An 18,367-nucleotide genomic window follows, 5' to 3' on the forward strand; every position below is an offset into this window, starting at 1 on the left:
TGGGAATGCATCCTGTGACGCTCTGCGTCACGACCTCAAGAACCGACGCGAAGCGTCTGGGGGCATTCCCATGCACAGCGTGGGAACGATGATGACGGCCTTTCAGGCAGCGAGTTTGCCGCTGGCAATCGCCGCCGACGCCGCCACCATCGCCCGCAACAACACCGCGCAGCCCGCCGCCAGGTCATCCGGCGCGGCGTTCTCGATTTCGTTGTGGCTGATCCCGCCTTCGCACGGTACGAAGATCATCCCCGCCGGGCCGAGTTCGGCGACGAAGATTGCGTCGTGCCCTGCCCCGCTGACGATGTCCATGTTCGACAGGCCCAGGCCATTAGCGGCGTCGCGCACAGCGTCCACGCAGCCCTTGTCGAAGTACAGCGGAGGGAAGTCGGCGGTGGGTTCCATCTCGAAACTCAGGCCGTGCTTGGCACAGGTCTCATCGATCACCTTGCGCACCTGGGCAATCATCGAATCCAGGCGCGCCGGTTCCAGGTGACGAAAGTCCAGGGTCATGCGCACTTCACCGGGGATGACATTGCGTGAGCCTGGATAGGCCTGCAGGCAACCGACGGTCCCGCAGGCATGCGGCTGATGCCCCAGCGCCGCCGCATTCACCGCCGCCACCACTGCCGCCGCGCCGACCAGGGCATCCTTGCGCAGGTGCATCGGCGTTGGCCCCGCATGCGCTTCGACACCGCGCAGTTTCAGGTCAAACCACTTTTGCCCGAGGGCGCCGAGCACCACGCCGATGGTCTTTTTCTCATCCTCGAGAATCGGCCCTTGTTCGATGTGCGCTTCGAAATACGCCCCGACCTTGTGGCCGCTGACCTCCCGCGTGCCGGCATAGCCAATCGCGTTCAGCGCATCGCCAACGCTGACGCCGTCCACGTCGACCTTGGCCAGGGTGTCCGCCAGGCTGAATTTCTCGGCGAACACCCCGGAGCCCATCATGCACGGCGGGAAGCGCGAGCCTTCCTCGTTGGTCCACACCACCACTTCCAGCGGCGCCTCGGTTTCCAGCTTGAGATCATTGAGGGTGCGCAGCACTTCCACGCCCGCCAGCACGCCGAAGCAACCATCGAACTTGCCGCCGGTGGGTTGGGTATCGATATGGCTGCCGGTCATCACCGGTGGCAGGTTGGGATTGCGCCCGGGGCGGCGGGCGAAGATATTGCCGATGCCGTCGATAGTCACCGTGCAGCCGGCATCTTCGCACCACTGCACGAACAGGTCGCGGGCCTTGCGGTCGAGGTCGGTGAGGGCCAGGCGGCACACGCCGCCCTTGGGGGTGGCGCCGAGCTTGGCCAGGTCCATCAGCGACTGCCACAAGCGATCGCGGTTGATGTGCTGATGGGTCGATTGCAGAACGTCGAGGGCAGCGTTCATGGGGATCTCCTCAGGCTGTATTTGTTATGAATAGACTCGATTCCAACCATGGAATGGGGTCACACATGTGGAAGCGGGCCTCTCGCGAAGAGGCCGTGACAGTCGCCGCAGATATCGCCTGCAAGACCGCATTCGCGAGCACGCCCGCTGCCACATTTGGATTGCATTTCAACGCCTTTAAAGCGGGGATTTGGCCGTAACCGGACTGATGCCACGCTTGGCATTCAGGCCGTAATACAACAAACCGCCCAACGCCGAGCCGGTGAACCAGCCGTAGCTGTAGAACCAGCTGAATGCATCGCTGCCCAGCGACAGCAAGGTCAGTACCACCGGCACGCCGAAGGCGATAAAGCCACTCCAGTTCCACGCCGGGTACACGTCGTCGCGGTACAGGCCCGCCAGGTCCAGCTGCTGCCGCCGGGTGATGAAGTAGTCCACCACCATGATCCCGGCGATGGGGCCCAGCAGGCTCGAGTAGCCCAGCAGCCAGTTGGAATACACGGTTTCCAGGCTGACGTCGGAGACAATCAGGCCGAGCTTTTTCAGCAGTTCATGGCCCATCAGTGCCAGCCCGACCAGCCCGGTGAGGATCACCGCCGTGGTGCGGTTGATCAGCTTGGGGGCGATGTTCTGGAAGTCGTTGGTGGGCGAGACGATGTTCGCCGCCGTGTTGGTGGACAGCGTGGCGATAATGATCAGCGCCATGGCGATGGCCACCCACACCGGGCTCTGGATATGGCCGATCAGGGTCACCGGGTCGGACACGCTGACGCCCACCAGTTTCACCGAGGCGGCGGTCATGATCACGCCGAGGGCAGCGAACAGGAACATGGTCAGCGGCAGGCCGAAAATCTGCCCGAGGATCTGGTCCTTCTGGCTCTTGGCGTAGCGGCTGAAGTCGGGAATATTCAACGACAACGTGGCCCAGAAACCCACCATCGCAGTGAGGCCGGCCATGAAGTAACCGGTGAGGCTCGCCCCTTCAGGCCGCTTGGGTGGAATCGCCATCAGCTCGCTGATCGACACGTTCGGCATCGCCCACACCAGCAGGCCGATCCCCACCGCCACCAGCAACGGCGCCGACAGGGTTTCCAGGCGCTTGATCGACTCGGCGCCGCGCAGCACCACCCACAGGTTGAGGGTCCAGAAGATCATGAAGCCGATCACTTCACCGGTGCCGCCGAGGGATTTCCAACCCTCGAAAATCGAGCCGAGAAACAGGTGGATTGCCAGCCCGCCAAACATCGTCTGGATACCGAACCAACCGCAGGCCACCAGCGCGCGAATCAGACACGGCACATTGGAGCCGAGGATGCCGAAGGACGACCGCAGCAGCACCGGGAACGGAATACCGTACTTGGTGCCAGGGAACGCATTGAGGGTCAGCGGGACCAGCACCACGATATTGGCCAGCAGGATCGCCATCAGCGCCTCGCCCACCGACAAGCCGAAATACGCGGTAAGCACGCCGCCCAAGGTGTAGGTCGGCACGCAGATCGACATGCCCACCCACAACGCGGTGATGTGCCACTTGTTCCAAGTGCGCTCATGCACCTTGGTCGGTGCCATGTCGTGGTTGTAGCGGGGGCTGTCGAGGACGTCGGGGCCGGCGTCGAGTTCGTACAGGCCGTTGCGTTCAATGACTTGCGATCTGTTCTGTTGCATGGCCGCTCCACGGTTTTTTCGAATTATTGTTGCTCGCCTGCACTTCAATGCAGGCGGCCGGAGTACCTCGTGAACAACATGACATCACGGGTCCGGCCAGCCGCCACTGCACTCAATAACCGTGCCGACAACCGTAACCGAACCCACACCGCTTATATAACGTGCTGATGTTAATCAGCTTTCCGATTGCGCCTTCGGTACTTGCCGCGTTACTCAGGCTAAATAACGTGGAAGTTGCCCGAACGATCAGGAGTCAATCTGGTGCACCACAATTATTTTTATTTCCCACTGCCGTCAAGCGGCATATCTCAAGCGTCTGATTTGCAATAAGAAATGTTGCTCAATTTACGAACCTGTCAAGTGCGTCAAAATGGTGAGACGCCGCTACATTTTGGTGACTTTGATATTTTATCTTTATAAATCAGTTACTTATTTAAGTTATAAGCTTAAGAAAAATCTTCTTGCTCAATCGAAAAACTCGGGCTAGTTTCTATTCCTGTCACCGATGACAGGAATTAACCGACCATCGGCAAGCAGCATTACAACACTTAGAACTGGCACAAGCCGGTCAAGCCTGTGAGGAACTCGACATGTCGCTGTTGATCCGTGGCGCCACCGTAATTACCCATGATGAAAGTTACAGAGCCGACGTGTTATGCGCAGGCGGTCTAATCCGCGCTATTGGCACTGATCTGGATATTCCCGCCGGCACCGAGATACTCGATGGCAGCGGCCGATACTTGATGCCCGGCGGCATCGATCCCCACACCCATATGCAACTGCCCTTCATGGGCACCGTGGCCAGCGAAGACTTTTTCAGTGGCACGGCGGCGGGTCTGGCGGGGGGCACCACGTCGATCATCGACTTTGTGATCCCCAACCCGCAGCAGTCCTTGCTGGAAGCCTTTCACCAGTGGCGCGGCTGGGCAGAAAAGTCGGCCGCCGACTACGGTTTTCACGTGGCGATCACCTGGTGGAGCGAACAGGTGCGCGAGGAAATGGCCGAGTTGGTCAGCCACCACGGCATCAACAGCTTCAAGCACTTCATGGCCTACAAGAACGCGATCATGGCGGCCGATGACACCCTGGTCGCCAGCTTCGAACGCTGCCTGGAACTCGGCGCGGTGCCCACCGTGCATGCGGAAAACGGCGAGCTGGTGTACCACTTGCAGCGCAAGCTGATGGCCCAGGGCATCACCGGCCCGGAAGCGCATCCGCTGTCGCGGCCGTCCCAGGTGGAAGGCGAGGCAGCCAGCCGCGCCATCCGCATCGCCGAGACCATCGGCACGCCGCTGTACCTGGTGCATGTGTCCACCCAGGAAGCGCTGGATGAAATCACCTACGCCCGTGGCAAAGGCCAGGCGGTGTACGGCGAAGTGCTCGCCGGCCATCTGCTGCTGGACGACAGCGTCTACCAGCATCCCGACTGGCAGACCGCCGCCGGCTACGTGATGAGCCCGCCCTTCCGCCCGCGCGGGCATCAGGAAGCCCTGTGGCGCGGCCTGCAGTCGGGCAACCTGCACACCACCGCCACCGACCACTGCTGCTTCTGCGCCGAGCAGAAAGCGGCTGGCCGTGACGACTTCAGCAAGATCCCCAACGGCACCGCCGGTATCGAAGACCGCATGGCGCTGCTGTGGGACGAAGGGGTCAACACCGGGCGCCTGTCGATGCAGGATTTCGTCGCGCTGACCTCTACCAACACCGCGAAGATCTTCAACCTCTACCCGCGCAAAGGCGCGATCCGTGTAGGCGCCGATGCTGACCTGGTGCTGTGGGACCCCGAGGGCACCCGGACTATTTCGGCAAAGACCCATCACCAGCAGGTCGACTTCAACATCTTCGAAGGCAAGACCGTGCGCGGTGTGCCGAGCCACACCATCAGCCAGGGCAAGCTGGTCTGGGCCGATGGCGACCTGCGCGCCGAGCGCGGTGCCGGGCGCTACGTCGAGCGGCCGGCGTATCCGGCGGTGTTCGAGCAACTGAGCAAGCGGGCCGAGCGTTCCAGGCCCACTGCTGTGAAACGCTGAAAGCGGCCTTCGGCCGATCGCGGGCAAGCCCAGCTCCCACATTTCCTGAAGTGTGAACACATTCAAATGTGGGAGCTGGCTTGCCTGCGAAGAGGCCGGCACAGGCAACAAAAAAACGATTGCCCATCAGAGGCAGCACCTCAATAACCGTGAGGCCACTACCGTGATCCAGACCCTGACCCACCTCCCCCATCCCCATGAAGATGGGCCGACACTCGCCAGCCATTTCACCGACCTGGCGCCGCCGCTGAACGCCCGCCAGGCCCAGCTGGAAGCCTCGCGCTGCCTGTATTGCTACGACGCGCCGTGCGTCAATGCGTGTCCCAGCGAGATCGATATCCCGTCGTTCATCCGCAATATTCACACCGAAAACGTGCAAGGCGCGGCCCAGAAGATTCTCTCGGCGAATATCCTCGGCGGCAGCTGTGCGCGGGTCTGCCCCACGGAGATCCTGTGCCAGCAGGCCTGCGTGCGTAACAACGCCGAAGAGTGCGCCCCGGTGCTGATCGGCCTGTTGCAACGCTACGCCATCGACAACGCGCACTTCAGTGAACACCCATTCCAGCGCGCCGCATCGACCGGCAAGCGCATCGCCGTGGTGGGCGCAGGACCTGCCGGTCTGGCCTGCGCCCATCGCGCGGCGCTGCACGGCCATGACGTGGTGATTTTCGAAGCCCGCGAAAAAGCCGGCGGCTTGAATGAATACGGCATCGCCAAATACAAACTGGTGGATGACTTCGCCCAGCAGGAACTGGATTTCCTCCTGCAGATCGGCGGTATCGAAATTCGTCACGGCCAACGCCTGGGCGACAACCTGACCTTGAGCGAACTGCACCAGCAATTCGACTCGGTGTTCCTCGGCCTCGGCCTGGCGGCAAGCAAACAGCTGGGCCTGCCCCATGAGGACGCCCCCGGCCTGCTCGCCGCCACCGACTACATCCGCGAACTGCGCCAGGCCGATGACCTCACTCAACTGCCACTGGCCGACCGCTGCATCGTGCTTGGCGCCGGCAATACCGCGATCGACATGGCCGTGCAAATGGCTCGCCTCGGTGCCCGCGATGTCAACCTGGTGTACCGCCGTGGCCTGACTGACATGGGCGCCACTCACCATGAGCAAGACATCGCCAAGGCCAATCAGGTACGCCTGCTGACCTGGGCACAGCCCGAAGCCGTCTTGCTGGACGATCAGGGCCAGGTACGCGGCATGCGTTTTTTGCGCACGCGCATGGAAAACGGTCGACTGCAGCCTACCGGCGAAACCTTCGAGCTGGCCGCCGATGCCATCTTCAAGGCTATCGGCCAGGGCTTCGACAACGGTGCGCTGCAGGATCCACTCGCCCAGCAACTGCATCGCGTGGGCGAGCGGATCTTTGTCGATGAACAGCTGCAAACCAGCATTCCCGGGATCTATGCCGGCGGCGACTGCGTCAGCCTCGGTCAGGACCTCACCGTGCAGGCGGTGCAACACGGCAAGCTGGCCGCCGAAGCCATGCACGCCCAACTCATGCTGAATGTGGAGGCTGCGTAATGGCCGATCTCTCGATTGTGTTCGCCGGTATCAAGGCCCCCAACCCATTCTGGCTGGCTTCCGCGCCGCCCACCGACAAGGCCTACAACGTGGTCCGCGCCTTCGAAGCGGGCTGGGGCGGCGTGGTGTGGAAGACCCTGGGTGAAGACCCGGCGGCGGTCAATGTGTCGTCACGCTACTCGGCGCACTACGGCGCCAACCGCGAAGTGCTGGGTATCAACAATATCGAACTGATCACTGACCGCTCGCTGGAGATCAACCTGCGGGAAATCACCCAGGTGAAAAAGGACTGGCCCGACCGCGCGCTGATCGTGTCGCTGATGGTGCCGTGTGTTGAAGAGTCCTGGAAAAACATCCTGCCGCAGGTGGAAGCCACCGGATGCGACGGCATCGAGCTGAACTTCGGCTGCCCCCACGGCATGCCCGAACGCGGCATGGGCGCGGCGGTGGGCCAGGTGCCGGAATATGTGGAACAGGTGACCCGCTGGTGCAAGACCTATTGCTCGCTGCCGGTGATCGTCAAGCTCACGCCGAACATCACCGACATCCGGGTGGCGGCGCGTGCAGCGTATCGCGGGGGTGCGGACGCGGTGTCGCTGATCAACACCATCAATTCCATTACCAGCGTCGACCTGGAGCGCATGGTCGCGCTGCCGGTGGTCGGTACCCAGAGCACCCACGGCGGCTACTGCGGTTCAGCCGTGAAGCCGATTGCACTGAACATGGTCGCCGAAATCGCCCGCGACCCACAGACCCAGGGCCTGCCGATCTGCGGCATTGGCGGCATCGGCAACTGGCGCGATGCAGCAGAATTCGTCGCCCTCGGCTGCGGCGCGGTGCAGGTGTGCACAGCGGCGATGCTGCACGGGTTCCGCATTGTTGAAGAGATGAAGGATGGGCTGTCGCGGTGGATGGACAGTCAGGGTTACCAGAGCCTGCAGGAATTTTCCGGGCGAGCGGTGGGCAACACCACGGACTGGAAGTACCTGGACATCAACTATCAGGTCATCGCCAAGATCGACCAGGCCGCCTGTATCGGCTGCGGGCGTTGCCATATTGCCTGTGAGGACACTTCGCACCAGGCCATCGCGAGCTTGAAGTTGGCCGATGGCACGCACCAATACGAGGTGATCGACGATGAGTGCGTGGGCTGCAACCTGTGCCAGATCACCTGCCCGGTGGCGGACTGCATCGAGATGGTGCCGATCGAGACGGGCAAGCCGTTCCTGAATTGGACGCAGGATCCGCGCAACCCCTACCGGGAGGCGGTGTAGCCCTTTATATGATCGTTCCCACGCTCCGCGTGGGAATGCCTCACTGGACGCTCTGCGTCCGCGCTTGCAACGCGCAGCGCCCCTGGCTCAATTCCCGCGCGCAGCGTAGGAACGAGCATCACGGCTCCAACCCGATCCCACGCAAAATCACACTGGTCACCGTCTGAATCGCCTTTTCGAACTGCATGTCCGACAGCGGCTGGTGATCATTCAGAATCTTCACCTGATGATCGAAGTCGGCGTAGTGCTGGGTCGACGCCCAGATCATGTACAGCAGGCTCGACGGTTCCACCGGCAGGATGCGTTTGTCCTCCACCCATTGGCGAATTTTCGCTTCCTTCATCTTGGCCCAGTCGTACAGGCTTTCATCCAGTGCCTCACCCAGTGTCGGCGCGCCGTGGATGATTTCGTTGGCCCAGACTTTCGAGCCATACGGCCGCGTGCGCGAGCGTTGCATCTTGGCGCGGATGTAGCTGCTGAGCACGACGCGCGGATCATCGAAGGTCTCGAAGCTCAGTGCATCCTGCTTCCACACTTCCAACAGGTCGAACAGCACCGCGCTGTACAGCTCGCTTTTGGTGGTGAAGTAGTAATGCAGGTTGGAGCGCGGCAGTTGCACTTCTTCGGCGATGTCGGCCATGGCGGTGCTGCCATAGCCCTTTTCGGCGAAGATTTTCTCCGCCGCCAACAGGATTTTTTCGACGTTGACCCGACGAATTCCACTCTTGTGATTGCCCATAAGGGCTCCCTGACAACAACTTGGCTTAAAGACTACCATCGGCTCTAGATCGCGGCGACAGGCCACAATGAAACTTCTTACGCGAAGCTTTCGCGCATAAATAGGATTGGTTAGGATCGCGATCCCTATGAAGGATCATTGCCATGAGTATTCGACCTCGCCTGGCCACCGACGACCCCGTGCTGGGCGCACTGTGGGAGCGTTCGGTGCGGGCCACCCATGACTTCCTCCCCGAGGATGACATCCAGCGTTTGCTGCCGCTGGTGCGCGACACTTACCTGCCGATGCCGGCACTCGACACGTGGGTGTTCGAGGATGACGCCGGCATCGCCGGCTTCATCGCCACCGGCGGACACAATGTGGAGATGTTGTTTATCGACCCCGACCGCCGTGGCCAGGGCATCGGCCGCCAACTGCTGGACCACGCCCGCGCCCGTCACGATACCCTCACGGTGGACGTGAACGAACAGAATCCGCAGGCCGTGGGCTTCTACCTGCACTATGGTTTCATCCAGGTCGCGCGCTCGCCGCTGGATGGCGAAGGCAAGCCCTTTCCCTTGCTGCACATGGCTATACCGACTCATCAACCCTGAAGGTACTGAACAATGCTGATCAAGAACACGTTGACCGCCGTCGCCCTGCTCGCCTCGCTGCTGGGCGCCTCGGCGGCGTTCGCGCATGCGCACCTCAAGAGTTCGACGCCAGCGGCTGACAGCACCGTCGCCGCGCCTGCCGACCTGCGCCTGAGCTTCAGCGAAGGTGTCGAAGCCACGTTTACCAAAGTCTCCCTGAGCAAGGACGGCACCGAAGTCGCGATCAAGGGCCTGGAAACTCCCGACGCCGACAAGAAGACCCTGGTAGTCACCCCTGCCGCCCCGCTGGCAGCCGGCAATTACAAAGTGGTGTGGAATGCCGTGTCGGTCGACACCCATAAGAGCAACGGTGAATACAGCTTCAAGGTCGGCCAATAACCCATGGCAACGCTGCTGGTGCTGTGCCGTTTTTTGCATTTCATCGTCGTGCTGCTGATGTTCGGGGCCTGTGCATTCAGGCCCTGGCTATTAGGCGCTGGAGCGCAACCGACACTGGACCGGCAGCTATTGCGCATCACGCGCGCCCTCGCCTGGCTGGGCCTGGGCTCCGGCGTGGCGTGGTTGCTGTTGATCACCGCGAGCATGGCCGGCAGTTGGCAGGCAGCCCTGCAACCGGCCACCGTGCAATTGGTGCTGGGCAAGACCTTCTTTGGCCAAGTGTGGGTCTGGCACCTGTTGCTGAACCTGTTGCTGGTGATTGCGCTGCTCAAACCCTGGCCCGCCCTGCGCCTACCGTTGACCGCCTTGCTGCTGGCGACCCTCGCCCCGGTCGGCCATGGCGCCATGCTCGATGGGCTCAGCGGTCAATTGTTGATCCTCAACCAGGTGGTGCATCTGGTCTGCGTGGGCGCCTGGCTCGGTGGATTGTTGCTGCTGGTGTTGATCCTCAGGCAACCGCAAAGGCCCAGCCTGGAACCGATCCTCAGGCGTTTCAGCGGCGTCGGTTATGGCCTGGTCGCCGGTTTGCTGGTGACGGGCTTGATCAACGTGCGCGTGCTCACCGGGCAACTGTGGCCCACGCCGTTGTTCAATGGCTTCGCGCTGATCCTGTTGATCAAGGTGATGCTGGTCCTGGGCATGTTGGCGCTGGCCTTGCTGAACCGATTGCGCCTTGATCGCGGCGAACAGCACCTGGGCAGTTTGAAAGCCAGCGTGATGCTGGAATGGTTACTAGGTGTTTCAGCAGTAGCCGCCGTTTCCCTGCTCGGCACCCTTCCGCCGATGGTCATGGCCAACTGAATCCACGGCAGGCGCGTGTCGTACTCGATCAAATGTGGGGCGTGCCCGGGATATTGCCGGGCCTTGCGCGGCCGGCGTGGACGCCGCATTCCCCCATGCGGGAGCGGGCTTGCTCGCGAAAGCGCTGGTTCAGTCGATATTTCCGGTGACTGATACACCGCCTTCGCGGGCAAGCCCGCTCCCACATTTTTGAGCGGTGTGAAGCCTCGGGCGTGGTTGCGCGGTTGAAATCGCCAGGCCTTGCGCCGTAAGCATGGACGACCCATTCCCCAATGTGGGAGCGGGCTTGCCCGCGAAAGCGCTGGCTCAGTCGATATTTCCGGTGACTGATACACCGCCTTCGCGGGCAAGCCCGCTCCCACATTTTTGAGCGGTGTGAAGCCTCGGGCGTGGTTGCGCGGTTGAAATCGCCAGGCCTTGCGCCGTAAGCATGGACGACCCATTCCCCAATGTGGGAGCGGGCTTGCTCGCGAAAGCGCTGCTTCAGTCGCTATTTCCAGTGACTGACACACCGCCTTCGCGAGCAAGCCCGCTCCCACATTTTTTGATCGGTGTGAAGCCTGGGGTTAGGTTGCGCGGTTGAAATCGCTGAGCCTTGCGCCGCAAGCATGGACGACCCATCCCCCAATGTGGGAGCGGGCTTGCCCGCGAAAGCACTAGTTCAGTCGCTATTTCCGGTGACTGACACACCGCCTTCGCGAGCCCCCCTACTCCCACCCCGTCGGTGTGTGTCTCGGCTCAATCACGCAGTCATCGTATAACTTCTGCTTGACACCCCTCGAAAACCTCGCAAATATTCGCTCCAATGTTGTACGACGACGTACGACAAATAATAAAAACAACAAAAAGGGAGCTTCACTGTGAGTCAATTCGCCCGCAATTCCTCCGCGCGTATCGGCCTGATCGGTCTTGGCAGCCTGGCATTGACCCTGCCCCTCGGTGCCCAGGCAGAAGGTTTTCTCGACGACGCCAAGGCCACGCTCAACCTGCGCAACGCCTACTTCAACCGCAACTTCACCAACCCGACCAACCCCCAGGCCAAGGCCGAAGAGTGGACGCAGAACTTCATTCTCGACGCCAAGTCCGGCTACACCCAGGGCGCTGTCGGCTTCGGGATCGACGTGCTGGGCCTGTACTCGCAGAAGCTCGATGGCGGTAAAGGCACCGCGGGCACCCAGTTGTTGCCAACGCACGACGACGGCCGCCCCGCCGATAACTTCGGGCGCCTGGGCGTAGCGCTGAAAACCAAGCTGTCGAAGACCGAACTGAAAGTCGGCGAATGGATGCCGGTGCTGCCGATCCTGCGCTCCGACGACGGCCGCTCGCTGCCCCAGACCTTTCGTGGCGGCCAGGTCACCTCGAATGAAATCGCCGGCCTGACCCTCTACGGCGGGCAATTTCGCGGCAACAGCCCGCGCAACGACGCGAGCATGGAAGACATGTTCATGAACGGCAAAGCGGCGTTCACTTCGGACCGTTTCAACTTCGGCGGCGGCGAATACACCTTCAATGACAAACGCACCCAGGTCGGCGTGTGGTACGCCGAACTCAGCGATATCTACCAGCAGCAGTACATCAACCTGACCCACAGCCAGCCGGTCGGCGACTGGACCCTGGGCGCCAACCTCGGCTTCTTCAACGGCAAGGAAGACGGCAGCGCCCTCGCCGGCGACCTCGACAACAAGACCGCCTTCGCCCTGCTCTCGGCCAAGTACCTGGGCAACACCTTCTACGTGGGCCTGCAGAAGCTCACCGGCGACAGTGTGTGGATGAAGGTCAACGGCACCAGCGGCGGCACCCTGGCCAACGACAGCTACAACGCGAGCTACGACAACGTGAAGGAAAAGTCCTGGCAGGTACGCCATGATTTCAACTTCGTGGTCCTCGGCATTCCCGGGCTGACCATGATGAACCGCTACATCAGCGGCAGTAACGTGCACACCGGGGCGATCACCGACGGCAAGGAATGGGGCCGCGAATCGGAGCTGGCCTACACCGTGCAAAGCGGTGCGCTGAAGGACCTGAATCTGCGGTGGCGCAATGCGACCATGCGTCGGGACTTCAGCAACAACGAGTTCGATGAAAACCGGATCTTCATCAGCTACCCGATCTCCCTGTTGTAACCCGCGGATACACTTTAGGTAGGCGCGGGCTTGCCGGCGATGGCAGCTCAATAGTCACCACCGACCGTGGGGCCACCATCGCTGGCAAGCCAGCACCGGCAAGGAAGGCGTGTGTTGACAAGCCAGGGAATCAATCACGATACTTCCACCTAGTCATACGACAACCTACAACAACAATGGAACCCCCATGATCACGACCACCTCCACACCCGTTCCATTCAACCGCCTGCTGCTCACCGGTGCCGCTGGCGGCCTGGGCAAAGTCTTGCGCGAACGCCTGCGTCCGTACGCCAAGGTGCTGCGCCTGTCGGACATCGCCGAGATGGCTCCGGCCGCGGATGCTAGCGAAGAAGTGCAACTTTGTGACCTCTCCGACAAACAAGCGGTGCACCACCTGGTGGAAGGCGTCGATGCCATCCTGCATTTTGGCGGGGTGTCGGTAGAGCGTTCGTTCGAGGAAGTGCTCGGGGCGAATATCAGCGGGATTTTCCATGTCTACGAAGCCGCGCGTCGCCACGGCGTGAAGCGCGTGATCTTCGCCAGTTCCAACCATGTGATCGGCTTCTACAAGCAGGGCGAAAAAATCGACGCACATTCCCCGCGTCGCCCGGACAGCTACTACGGCTTGTCCAAGTCCTACGGCGAAGACATGGCCAGTTTCTACTTCGACCGCTACGGCATCGAGACCGTGAGCATCCGCATCGGCTCCTCGTTCCCGGAACCGCAGAACCGCCGGATGATGCACACCTGGCTGAGCTTCGATGACCTGACCCAACTCCTCGAACGCGCGCTGTATACGCCGAATGTCGGCCACACCGTGGTCTACGGCATGTCGGATAACCTCGACACCTGGTGGGACAATCGCTACGCCGCGCACCTGGGTTTCGCCCCCAAGGACAACTCCGAAGTGTTTCGCGCCCAGGTCGAAGCCCAGCCACCGGTAGCCGCCGATGACCCGGCCAAGGTCTACCAGGGCGGCGCGTTCTGCGCGGCGGGGCCGTTCGGTGACTGAAGCCAGACCAACCCAAGGGAATGAGTGGCCATGACTGCAGAATTGATTGTCGACGCCCGCAATGCCGTGGGCGAATGCCCGGTGTGGGTGCCTGAAGAAAACGCCCTGTACTGGGTGGATATCCCCAACGGCGGCCTGCAACGCTGGGGCGCCGCGACCGGGCATATCGCCGCGTGGAAAGCCCCGCAGGCACTCGCCTGCATCGCGCGCACCAGCGCCGGCAACTGGGTCGCCGGCCTGCAAAGTGGCTTCTTCCAGCTTACCCCGCACAACGACGGCAGCCTCGACACCACGCCCCTGGCCAGTGTCGAGCACCCGCGTGCGGACATGCGCCTCAACGATGGCCGCTGTGATCGCCAGGGCCGCTTCTGGGCCGGCAGCATGGTGCTGGACATGAGCCTGAACGCAGCCGAGGGCATCCTCTACCGCTTTGCCACCGGCAGCGCACCGCAGGCGCTGCTGGATGGGTTCATCACCCTCAACGGCCTGGCCTTCAGCCCCGATGGCCGCACGATGTACGCCTCGGACTCGCACCCGCTGGTGCAGCAGATCTGGGCCTTCGACTACGACACCGAGACCGGCACGCCGTCCAATCGCCGCGTATTCGTCGACATGCACCAGCACCCCGGCCGCCCCGACGGCGCGGCAGTGGATGCCGAGGGCTGCTACTGGATCTGCGCCAACGACGCCGGGCTGGTTCACCGCTTTACCCCCGACGGTCGTCTGGACCGCTCCCTGAGCGTGCCGGTGAAGAAACCCACCATGTGCGCCTTCGGCGGCAGTCGCCTGGACACCCTGTTCGTCACCTCGATCCGCGACGATCAGAGTGAGCAGTCACTGTCAGGCGGCGTGTTCGCCCTCAACCCCGGCGTTACCGGATTGCCGGAGCCCACCTTCACCCTCTAGCTGCATTGCTGTGCCTTGAATACAACAATAACAAGACGGAGACACACCCCATGGACTTCAAACGCACTTTGCTCGTCGCTGCACTTCCCCTGACGTTCCTCTTCACCGGCGCGGCCCACGCGCTGGAAATCAAATTCGCCGACATCCACCCCGCCGGCTACCCCACCGTGGTTGCCGAAGAAAACATGGGCAAGGCCCTGACCAAGGAAAGCAACGGCGAACTGACCTTCAAGTACTTCCCGGGCGGCGTCCTGGGTTCCGAGAAGGAAGTGGTCGAACAGGCCCAGGTCGGGGCGATCCAGATGACCCGCGTCAGCCTCGGCATCGTCGGCCCGGTGGTGCCGGACGTGAACGTGTTCAACCTGCCGTTCGTGTTCCGCGACCAGGCGCACATGCGCAAGGTCATCGATGGCGAGATTGGCGACGAGATCCTTGCCAAGATCACCGACTCCGAGTTCGGCCTGGTCGCCCTGGCCTGGATGGATGGCGGCACGCGCAACCTCTACACCAAGAAACCGGTGCGCAAGATCGAAGACCTCAAGGGCATGAAGATTCGCGTGCAGGGCAACCCGCTGTTCATCGACGCCTTCAATGAAATGGGGGCCAACGGCATCGCCATGGACACCGGCGAGATTTTCAGTGCCCTGCAGACCGGGGTGATCGACGGCGCGGAAAACAACCCGCCGACCCTGCTGGAACACAACCACTACCAGAACGCCAAGTACTACACCCTCACCGAGCACCTGATTTTGCCCGAGCCCATCGTGATGTCGAAAATCACCTGGAACAAGCTCACCCCCGCGCAGCAGGTCATGGTGAAAAACGCCGCCAAGGTCGCCCAGGCCGACGAGCGCGTGCTGTGGGACAAGAAGTCCGCCAGCAGTGAGGAGAAACTCAAGGCCGCCGGCGTCGAGTTCATCACCGTCGACAAAAAACCGTTCTATGACGCGACCGCTCCCGTGCGCGCCAAGTACGGCCAGGCGTACGCCGACATCATCAAGCGCATCGACGCCGTCGAGTAATCACCCTCCTCCTCCAGCAAGGCCAGGCGCGGTCGGCATCGACGCGCCCGGTTACGGTGAACGCCATGAAGAATTTGCTGCTGCGCATCAATGATCGCCTCTACATGACCTGCATCTGGGTCGCCGGCCTCTCGGTATTGGGAGTGGCACTGATCATCCCCTGGGGCATCTTCGCCCGCTACATCCTCGGCACCGGCTCCAGCTGGCCGGAACCCACCGCCATCCTGTTGATGCTGGTGTTCACCTTCATCGGCGCCGCTGCGAGCTACCGCGCCGGCGCGCACATGTCGGTGGCGATGATCACCGACCGCCTGCCGCCGCGCCAACGCCAGGTAGTCGGCATCGTCTCGCAACTGTTGATGGCGACGATCTGCCTGTTCATGACGATCTGGGGCAGCAAGCTGTGCCTGTCCACCTGGAACCAGTTCATGAGCGCCATCCCGACCCTGCGCGTGGGCATCACCTATATGCCGATCCCGATTGGCGGGCTGCTGACCCTGGTGTTCGTGCTGGAAAAACTCCTGTTGGGCGACCAGAGCCAGCGGCGCGTGGTGCGCTTTGACCTGGTAGAAGAAAGCGAAGGGGCGGCTTGATATGGATGCGTTGATTCTGTTGGGCAGCTTTATCGCCTTGATCCTGATCGGCATGCCGGTGGCCTACGCCCTCGGGCTGTCGGCGCTGATTGGCGCGTGGTGGATCGACATTCCCTTCCAGGCCCTGATGATCCAGGTGGCGGGCGGGGTGAATAAATTCTCGCTGATGGCGATCCCGTTCTTCGTCCTGGCCGGGGCGATCATGGCCGAGGGCGGCATGTCGCGGCGGCTGGTGGCGTTTGCCGGCGTGCTGGTCGGGTTTGTGCGCGGTGGCCTGTCCCTGGTGAACATCATGGCCTCGACGTTCTTCGGCGCGATCTCGGGTTCGTCGGTGGCCGACACGGCGTCGGTCGGCTCGGTGCTGATCCCGGAAATGGAGCGCCGTGGCTATCCACGCGAATTCGCCACCGCGGTGACCATCAGCGGCTCGGTACAAGCGCTGCTGACCCCGCCCAGCCACAACTCGGTGCTCTACTCGCTGGCCGCCGGCGGCACCGTTTCCATCGCCTCGCTGTTCATGGCCGGCGTGGTCCCGGGCTTGCTGATGAGCGCGTGCCTGATGGTGCTGTGCCTGATCTTCGCGAAGAAACGCGATTACCCCAAGGGCGAAGTCATTCCCTTGAAGCAGGCACTGAAAATCTGCGCCGATGCACTGTGGGGCCTGATGGCCATGGTGATCATCCTCGGCGGCATCCTCTCGGGTATCTTCACTGCCACCGAGTCCGCCGCGATCGCGGTGCTGTGGGCATTCTTCGTGACCATGTTCATCTACCGCGACTACAAATGGAGCGAGCTGCCCAAGCTGATGCACCGTACGGTGCGCACCATTTCCATCGTGATGATCCTGATCGCCTTCGCCGCCAGCTTCGGCTACATCATGACCCTGATGCAGATCCCGGCGAAGATCACCACGATGTTCCTGACCCTGTCGGACAACCGCTACGTGATCCTGATGTGCATCAACATGATGCTGCTGTTGCTCGGCACGGTGATGGACATGGCGCCGCTGATCCTGATCCTTACGCCGATCCTGTTGCCGGTAATCCTCGGCATCGGTGTCGACCCGGTGCACTTTGGCATGATCATGCTGGTCAACCTCGGCATCGGCCTGATCACCCCGCCGGTGGGCGCGGTGCTGTTCGTGGGTGCGGCGGTGGGCAAGGTCAGCATCGAGAAAACCGTGAAGGCGCTGCTGCCGTTCTATGCCGTACTGTTCCTGGTGTTGATGGCGGTGACCTACATTCCGGCGTTGTCGCTGTGGCTGCCAAGCGTGGTGTTATAACGCTCTGCGTAGGAATACAGCCTGTGACGCCCTCCCCTGCAGGCGCCGGCAAGCCAGCGCCTGCAGGCAGCTTTCATTTCGAGGTGAACCTGTGATGCTGGAACTCAGAGACGACCTGACCGTGCTGACCCTGGCGCCCGCCGTAGGGGGCAGCATCGTCAACTGGAGCGTGCGCGCCAGCGGGCAGCCGCTGCTGCGGCATAGCGATGAGCAGGCGATCGCTACCGGGTTGCCGGGCAAGCTGGGGTGCTATCCGTTGGCGCCCTGGTCCAATCGGATTGCCGAAGGCGGTTTCGACACCCCGGATGGCTGGCTGGCGCTGACACCGAACAGCCCGCTCGACCCGCTGCCGATTCATGGTTCGGCCTGGCAGCAGGTGTGGCAGGTGGTCAGCCAGTCGGCGGATGAGGTGGTGCTGGCGGTGGAGTGCGACACACCGTTTGCCTATCGCGCCGAGCAGCGGTTTCGCCTGGGCGGCGGCGAATTGAGCATCGAACTGCGCGTCACGCATCTGGCCGACAAGGCCGCGTGGCATGGGTTGGGCTTGCACCCCTACTTACCGCGCCGGCCGGCCACGCGCTTGCAGGCCAACGCCGAGCAGGTGTGGATGAGTGATGCATCCAAGCTGCCGACGGGGCTCGCTCCGCTGCCGGCGGACTGGGATTTCCGCCAGCTCAAGGCGCTGCCGGAGCGCCTGGTGGACAATGGCTTTTGCCAATGGGATGGGCAGTGCCGGATCGAGCAGCCGGAGCTGGGCTATGCGCTGGAATGCCGAGCCACCGGCGCCGACTACTTCCTGCTGTTCTGCCCACCGGGGCTGGGATTTTTCTGCATCGAACCGGTAAGCCATCCGGTGAATGCGCATCACCTGCCGGGACGGCCCGGGTTGAAACTGTTGGAACAGGGCCAATCGACTCAACTCGATTTCACCCTTAAATACCTTCCCCTGTAGGCGCCCGGCTGGCCGACTCC

Annotated in this window: 16 protein-coding genes; 13 read left to right on the forward strand and 3 right to left on the reverse strand. The window is 62.1% G+C overall.

Translation table 11 applies throughout. The annotated features are described in order from the left end of the window. Positions 1-102 precede the first annotated feature (102 nt). Positions 103-1,386, reverse strand: a complete 1,284-nt coding sequence (locus tag JFU04_RS18510; RefSeq protein ID WP_201145273.1) for a Zn-dependent hydrolase — start codon at positions 1,384-1,386, stop codon at positions 103-105. A gap of 177 nt (positions 1,387-1,563) precedes the next feature. Continuing rightward, positions 1,564-3,051 carry an NCS1 family nucleobase:cation symporter-1 gene (locus JFU04_RS18515; RefSeq protein WP_065901195.1) on the reverse strand — a complete coding sequence of 496 codons (1,488 nt, stop codon included), beginning with the start codon at positions 3,049-3,051 and terminating at the stop codon, positions 1,564-1,566. A gap of 590 nt (positions 3,052-3,641) precedes the next feature. On the opposite strand from JFU04_RS18515, the gene hydA reads away from it, so the two are divergent. The 3 genes from hydA to preA all read left to right on the forward strand — a co-directional run bounded on the left by hydA (position 3,642) and on the right by preA (position 7,886). Then, positions 3,642-5,081 carry a dihydropyrimidinase gene (gene hydA / locus JFU04_RS18520; RefSeq protein WP_120449044.1) on the forward strand — a complete coding sequence of 480 codons (1,440 nt, stop codon included), beginning with the start codon at positions 3,642-3,644 and terminating at the stop codon, positions 5,079-5,081. 163 nt (positions 5,082-5,244) lie between these two features. Continuing rightward, positions 5,245-6,612 (forward strand): FAD-dependent oxidoreductase, encoded by a 1,368-nt coding sequence (locus tag JFU04_RS18525; protein ID WP_201145275.1) that lies wholly within the window; start codon positions 5,245-5,247, stop codon positions 6,610-6,612. Next, a complete protein-coding gene (preA, locus tag JFU04_RS18530) occupies positions 6,612-7,886 on the forward strand; it encodes an NAD-dependent dihydropyrimidine dehydrogenase subunit PreA (protein WP_201145277.1) in 1,275 nt (424 codons plus the stop codon). Before JFU04_RS18525 ends, preA begins: the two co-directional genes overlap by 1 nt. Positions 7,887-8,004: 118 nt before the next feature. Here preA and JFU04_RS18535 read toward each other — a convergent pair whose 3' ends face one another. Beyond that, positions 8,005-8,625 carry a TetR/AcrR family transcriptional regulator gene (locus JFU04_RS18535; protein ID WP_027606227.1) on the reverse strand — a complete coding sequence of 207 codons (621 nt, stop codon included), beginning with the start codon at positions 8,623-8,625 and terminating at the stop codon, positions 8,005-8,007. Between the two features lie 143 nt (positions 8,626-8,768). Here JFU04_RS18535 and JFU04_RS18540 point away from each other — a divergent pair, with 143 nt between their 5' ends. The 10 genes from JFU04_RS18540 to JFU04_RS18585 all read left to right on the forward strand — a co-directional run bounded on the left by JFU04_RS18540 (position 8,769) and on the right by JFU04_RS18585 (position 18,347). After that, the gene (locus JFU04_RS18540) at positions 8,769-9,218 is read left to right on the forward strand and encodes a GNAT family N-acetyltransferase (RefSeq protein ID WP_201145279.1); all 450 of its coding nucleotides are present in this window, start codon (positions 8,769-8,771) and stop codon (positions 9,216-9,218) included. 12 nt (positions 9,219-9,230) lie between these two features. Continuing rightward, positions 9,231-9,596, forward strand: coding sequence for a copper homeostasis periplasmic binding protein CopC (gene copC / locus JFU04_RS18545; protein ID WP_106803342.1), 366 nt, complete (start codon positions 9,231-9,233; stop codon positions 9,594-9,596). A gap of 3 nt (positions 9,597-9,599) precedes the next feature. Next, entirely contained in the window at positions 9,600-10,457 is an 858-nt protein-coding gene (copD, locus tag JFU04_RS18550) for a copper homeostasis membrane protein CopD (protein ID WP_106803341.1), read from the forward strand. Positions 10,458-11,317: 860 nt separating this feature from the next. Further along, positions 11,318-12,580 carry an OprD family porin gene (locus JFU04_RS18555; RefSeq protein WP_065903880.1) on the forward strand — a complete coding sequence of 421 codons (1,263 nt, stop codon included), beginning with the start codon at positions 11,318-11,320 and terminating at the stop codon, positions 12,578-12,580. 187 nt (positions 12,581-12,767) lie between these two features. Next, complete coding sequence (locus tag JFU04_RS18560) at positions 12,768-13,592, forward strand: NAD-dependent epimerase/dehydratase family protein (protein ID WP_201145281.1); 825 nt, start codon at positions 12,768-12,770, stop codon at positions 13,590-13,592. A 30-nt stretch (positions 13,593-13,622) separates the two neighbouring features. After that, on the forward strand, positions 13,623-14,498 hold the full coding sequence (locus tag JFU04_RS18565; RefSeq protein WP_201145283.1) for an SMP-30/gluconolactonase/LRE family protein: 876 nt from the start codon (positions 13,623-13,625) through the stop codon (positions 14,496-14,498). A gap of 50 nt (positions 14,499-14,548) precedes the next feature. Further along, positions 14,549-15,520: a TRAP transporter substrate-binding protein gene (locus JFU04_RS18570; RefSeq protein ID WP_106803336.1), complete on the forward strand. Its 972-nt coding sequence runs from the start codon at positions 14,549-14,551 to the stop codon at positions 15,518-15,520. A 65-nt stretch (positions 15,521-15,585) separates the two neighbouring features. Then, entirely contained in the window at positions 15,586-16,113 is a 528-nt protein-coding gene (locus tag JFU04_RS18575) for a TRAP transporter small permease (RefSeq protein WP_106803335.1), read from the forward strand. Between the two features lies 1 nt (position 16,114). After that, positions 16,115-17,395: a TRAP transporter large permease gene (locus JFU04_RS18580; RefSeq protein ID WP_065903895.1), complete on the forward strand. Its 1,281-nt coding sequence runs from the start codon at positions 16,115-16,117 to the stop codon at positions 17,393-17,395. 94 nt (positions 17,396-17,489) lie between these two features. Beyond that, positions 17,490-18,347: an aldose 1-epimerase gene (locus tag JFU04_RS18585; RefSeq protein ID WP_201145284.1), complete on the forward strand. Its 858-nt coding sequence runs from the start codon at positions 17,490-17,492 to the stop codon at positions 18,345-18,347. Positions 18,348-18,367: the final 20 nt, after the last annotated feature.

It is taken from the genome of Pseudomonas sp. TH21, from assembly GCF_016651025.1.
In the GTDB taxonomy this organism is placed as follows: Bacteria; Pseudomonadota; Gammaproteobacteria; order Pseudomonadales; family Pseudomonadaceae; genus Aquipseudomonas; species Aquipseudomonas aylmerensis.

Excerpts from the sequence above, each read along its gene's own strand:
- JFU04_RS18510 (WP_201145273.1), bottom strand. The coding sequence starts at position 1,386 with ATGAACGCTGCCCTCGACGTTCTGCAATCGACCCATCAGCACATCAAC.
- JFU04_RS18515 (WP_065901195.1), bottom strand. The coding sequence starts at position 3,051 with ATGCAACAGAACAGATCGCAAGTCATTGAACGCAACGGCCTGTACGAA.
- hydA (WP_120449044.1), top strand. The coding sequence starts at position 3,642 with ATGTCGCTGTTGATCCGTGGCGCCACCGTAATTACCCATGATGAAAGT.
- preA (WP_201145277.1), top strand. The coding sequence starts at position 6,612 with ATGGCCGATCTCTCGATTGTGTTCGCCGGTATCAAGGCCCCCAACCCA.
- JFU04_RS18535 (WP_027606227.1), bottom strand. The coding sequence starts at position 8,625 with ATGGGCAATCACAAGAGTGGAATTCGTCGGGTCAACGTCGAAAAAATC.
- JFU04_RS18540 (WP_201145279.1), top strand. The coding sequence starts at position 8,769 with ATGAGTATTCGACCTCGCCTGGCCACCGACGACCCCGTGCTGGGCGCA.
- copC (WP_106803342.1), top strand. The coding sequence starts at position 9,231 with ATGCTGATCAAGAACACGTTGACCGCCGTCGCCCTGCTCGCCTCGCTG.
- copD (WP_106803341.1), top strand. The coding sequence starts at position 9,600 with ATGGCAACGCTGCTGGTGCTGTGCCGTTTTTTGCATTTCATCGTCGTG.
- JFU04_RS18560 (WP_201145281.1), top strand. The coding sequence starts at position 12,768 with ATGATCACGACCACCTCCACACCCGTTCCATTCAACCGCCTGCTGCTC.
- JFU04_RS18565 (WP_201145283.1), top strand. The coding sequence starts at position 13,623 with ATGACTGCAGAATTGATTGTCGACGCCCGCAATGCCGTGGGCGAATGC.
- JFU04_RS18570 (WP_106803336.1), top strand. The coding sequence starts at position 14,549 with ATGGACTTCAAACGCACTTTGCTCGTCGCTGCACTTCCCCTGACGTTC.
- JFU04_RS18575 (WP_106803335.1), top strand. The coding sequence starts at position 15,586 with ATGAAGAATTTGCTGCTGCGCATCAATGATCGCCTCTACATGACCTGC.
- JFU04_RS18580 (WP_065903895.1), top strand. The coding sequence starts at position 16,115 with ATGGATGCGTTGATTCTGTTGGGCAGCTTTATCGCCTTGATCCTGATC.
- JFU04_RS18585 (WP_201145284.1), top strand. The coding sequence starts at position 17,490 with ATGCTGGAACTCAGAGACGACCTGACCGTGCTGACCCTGGCGCCCGCC.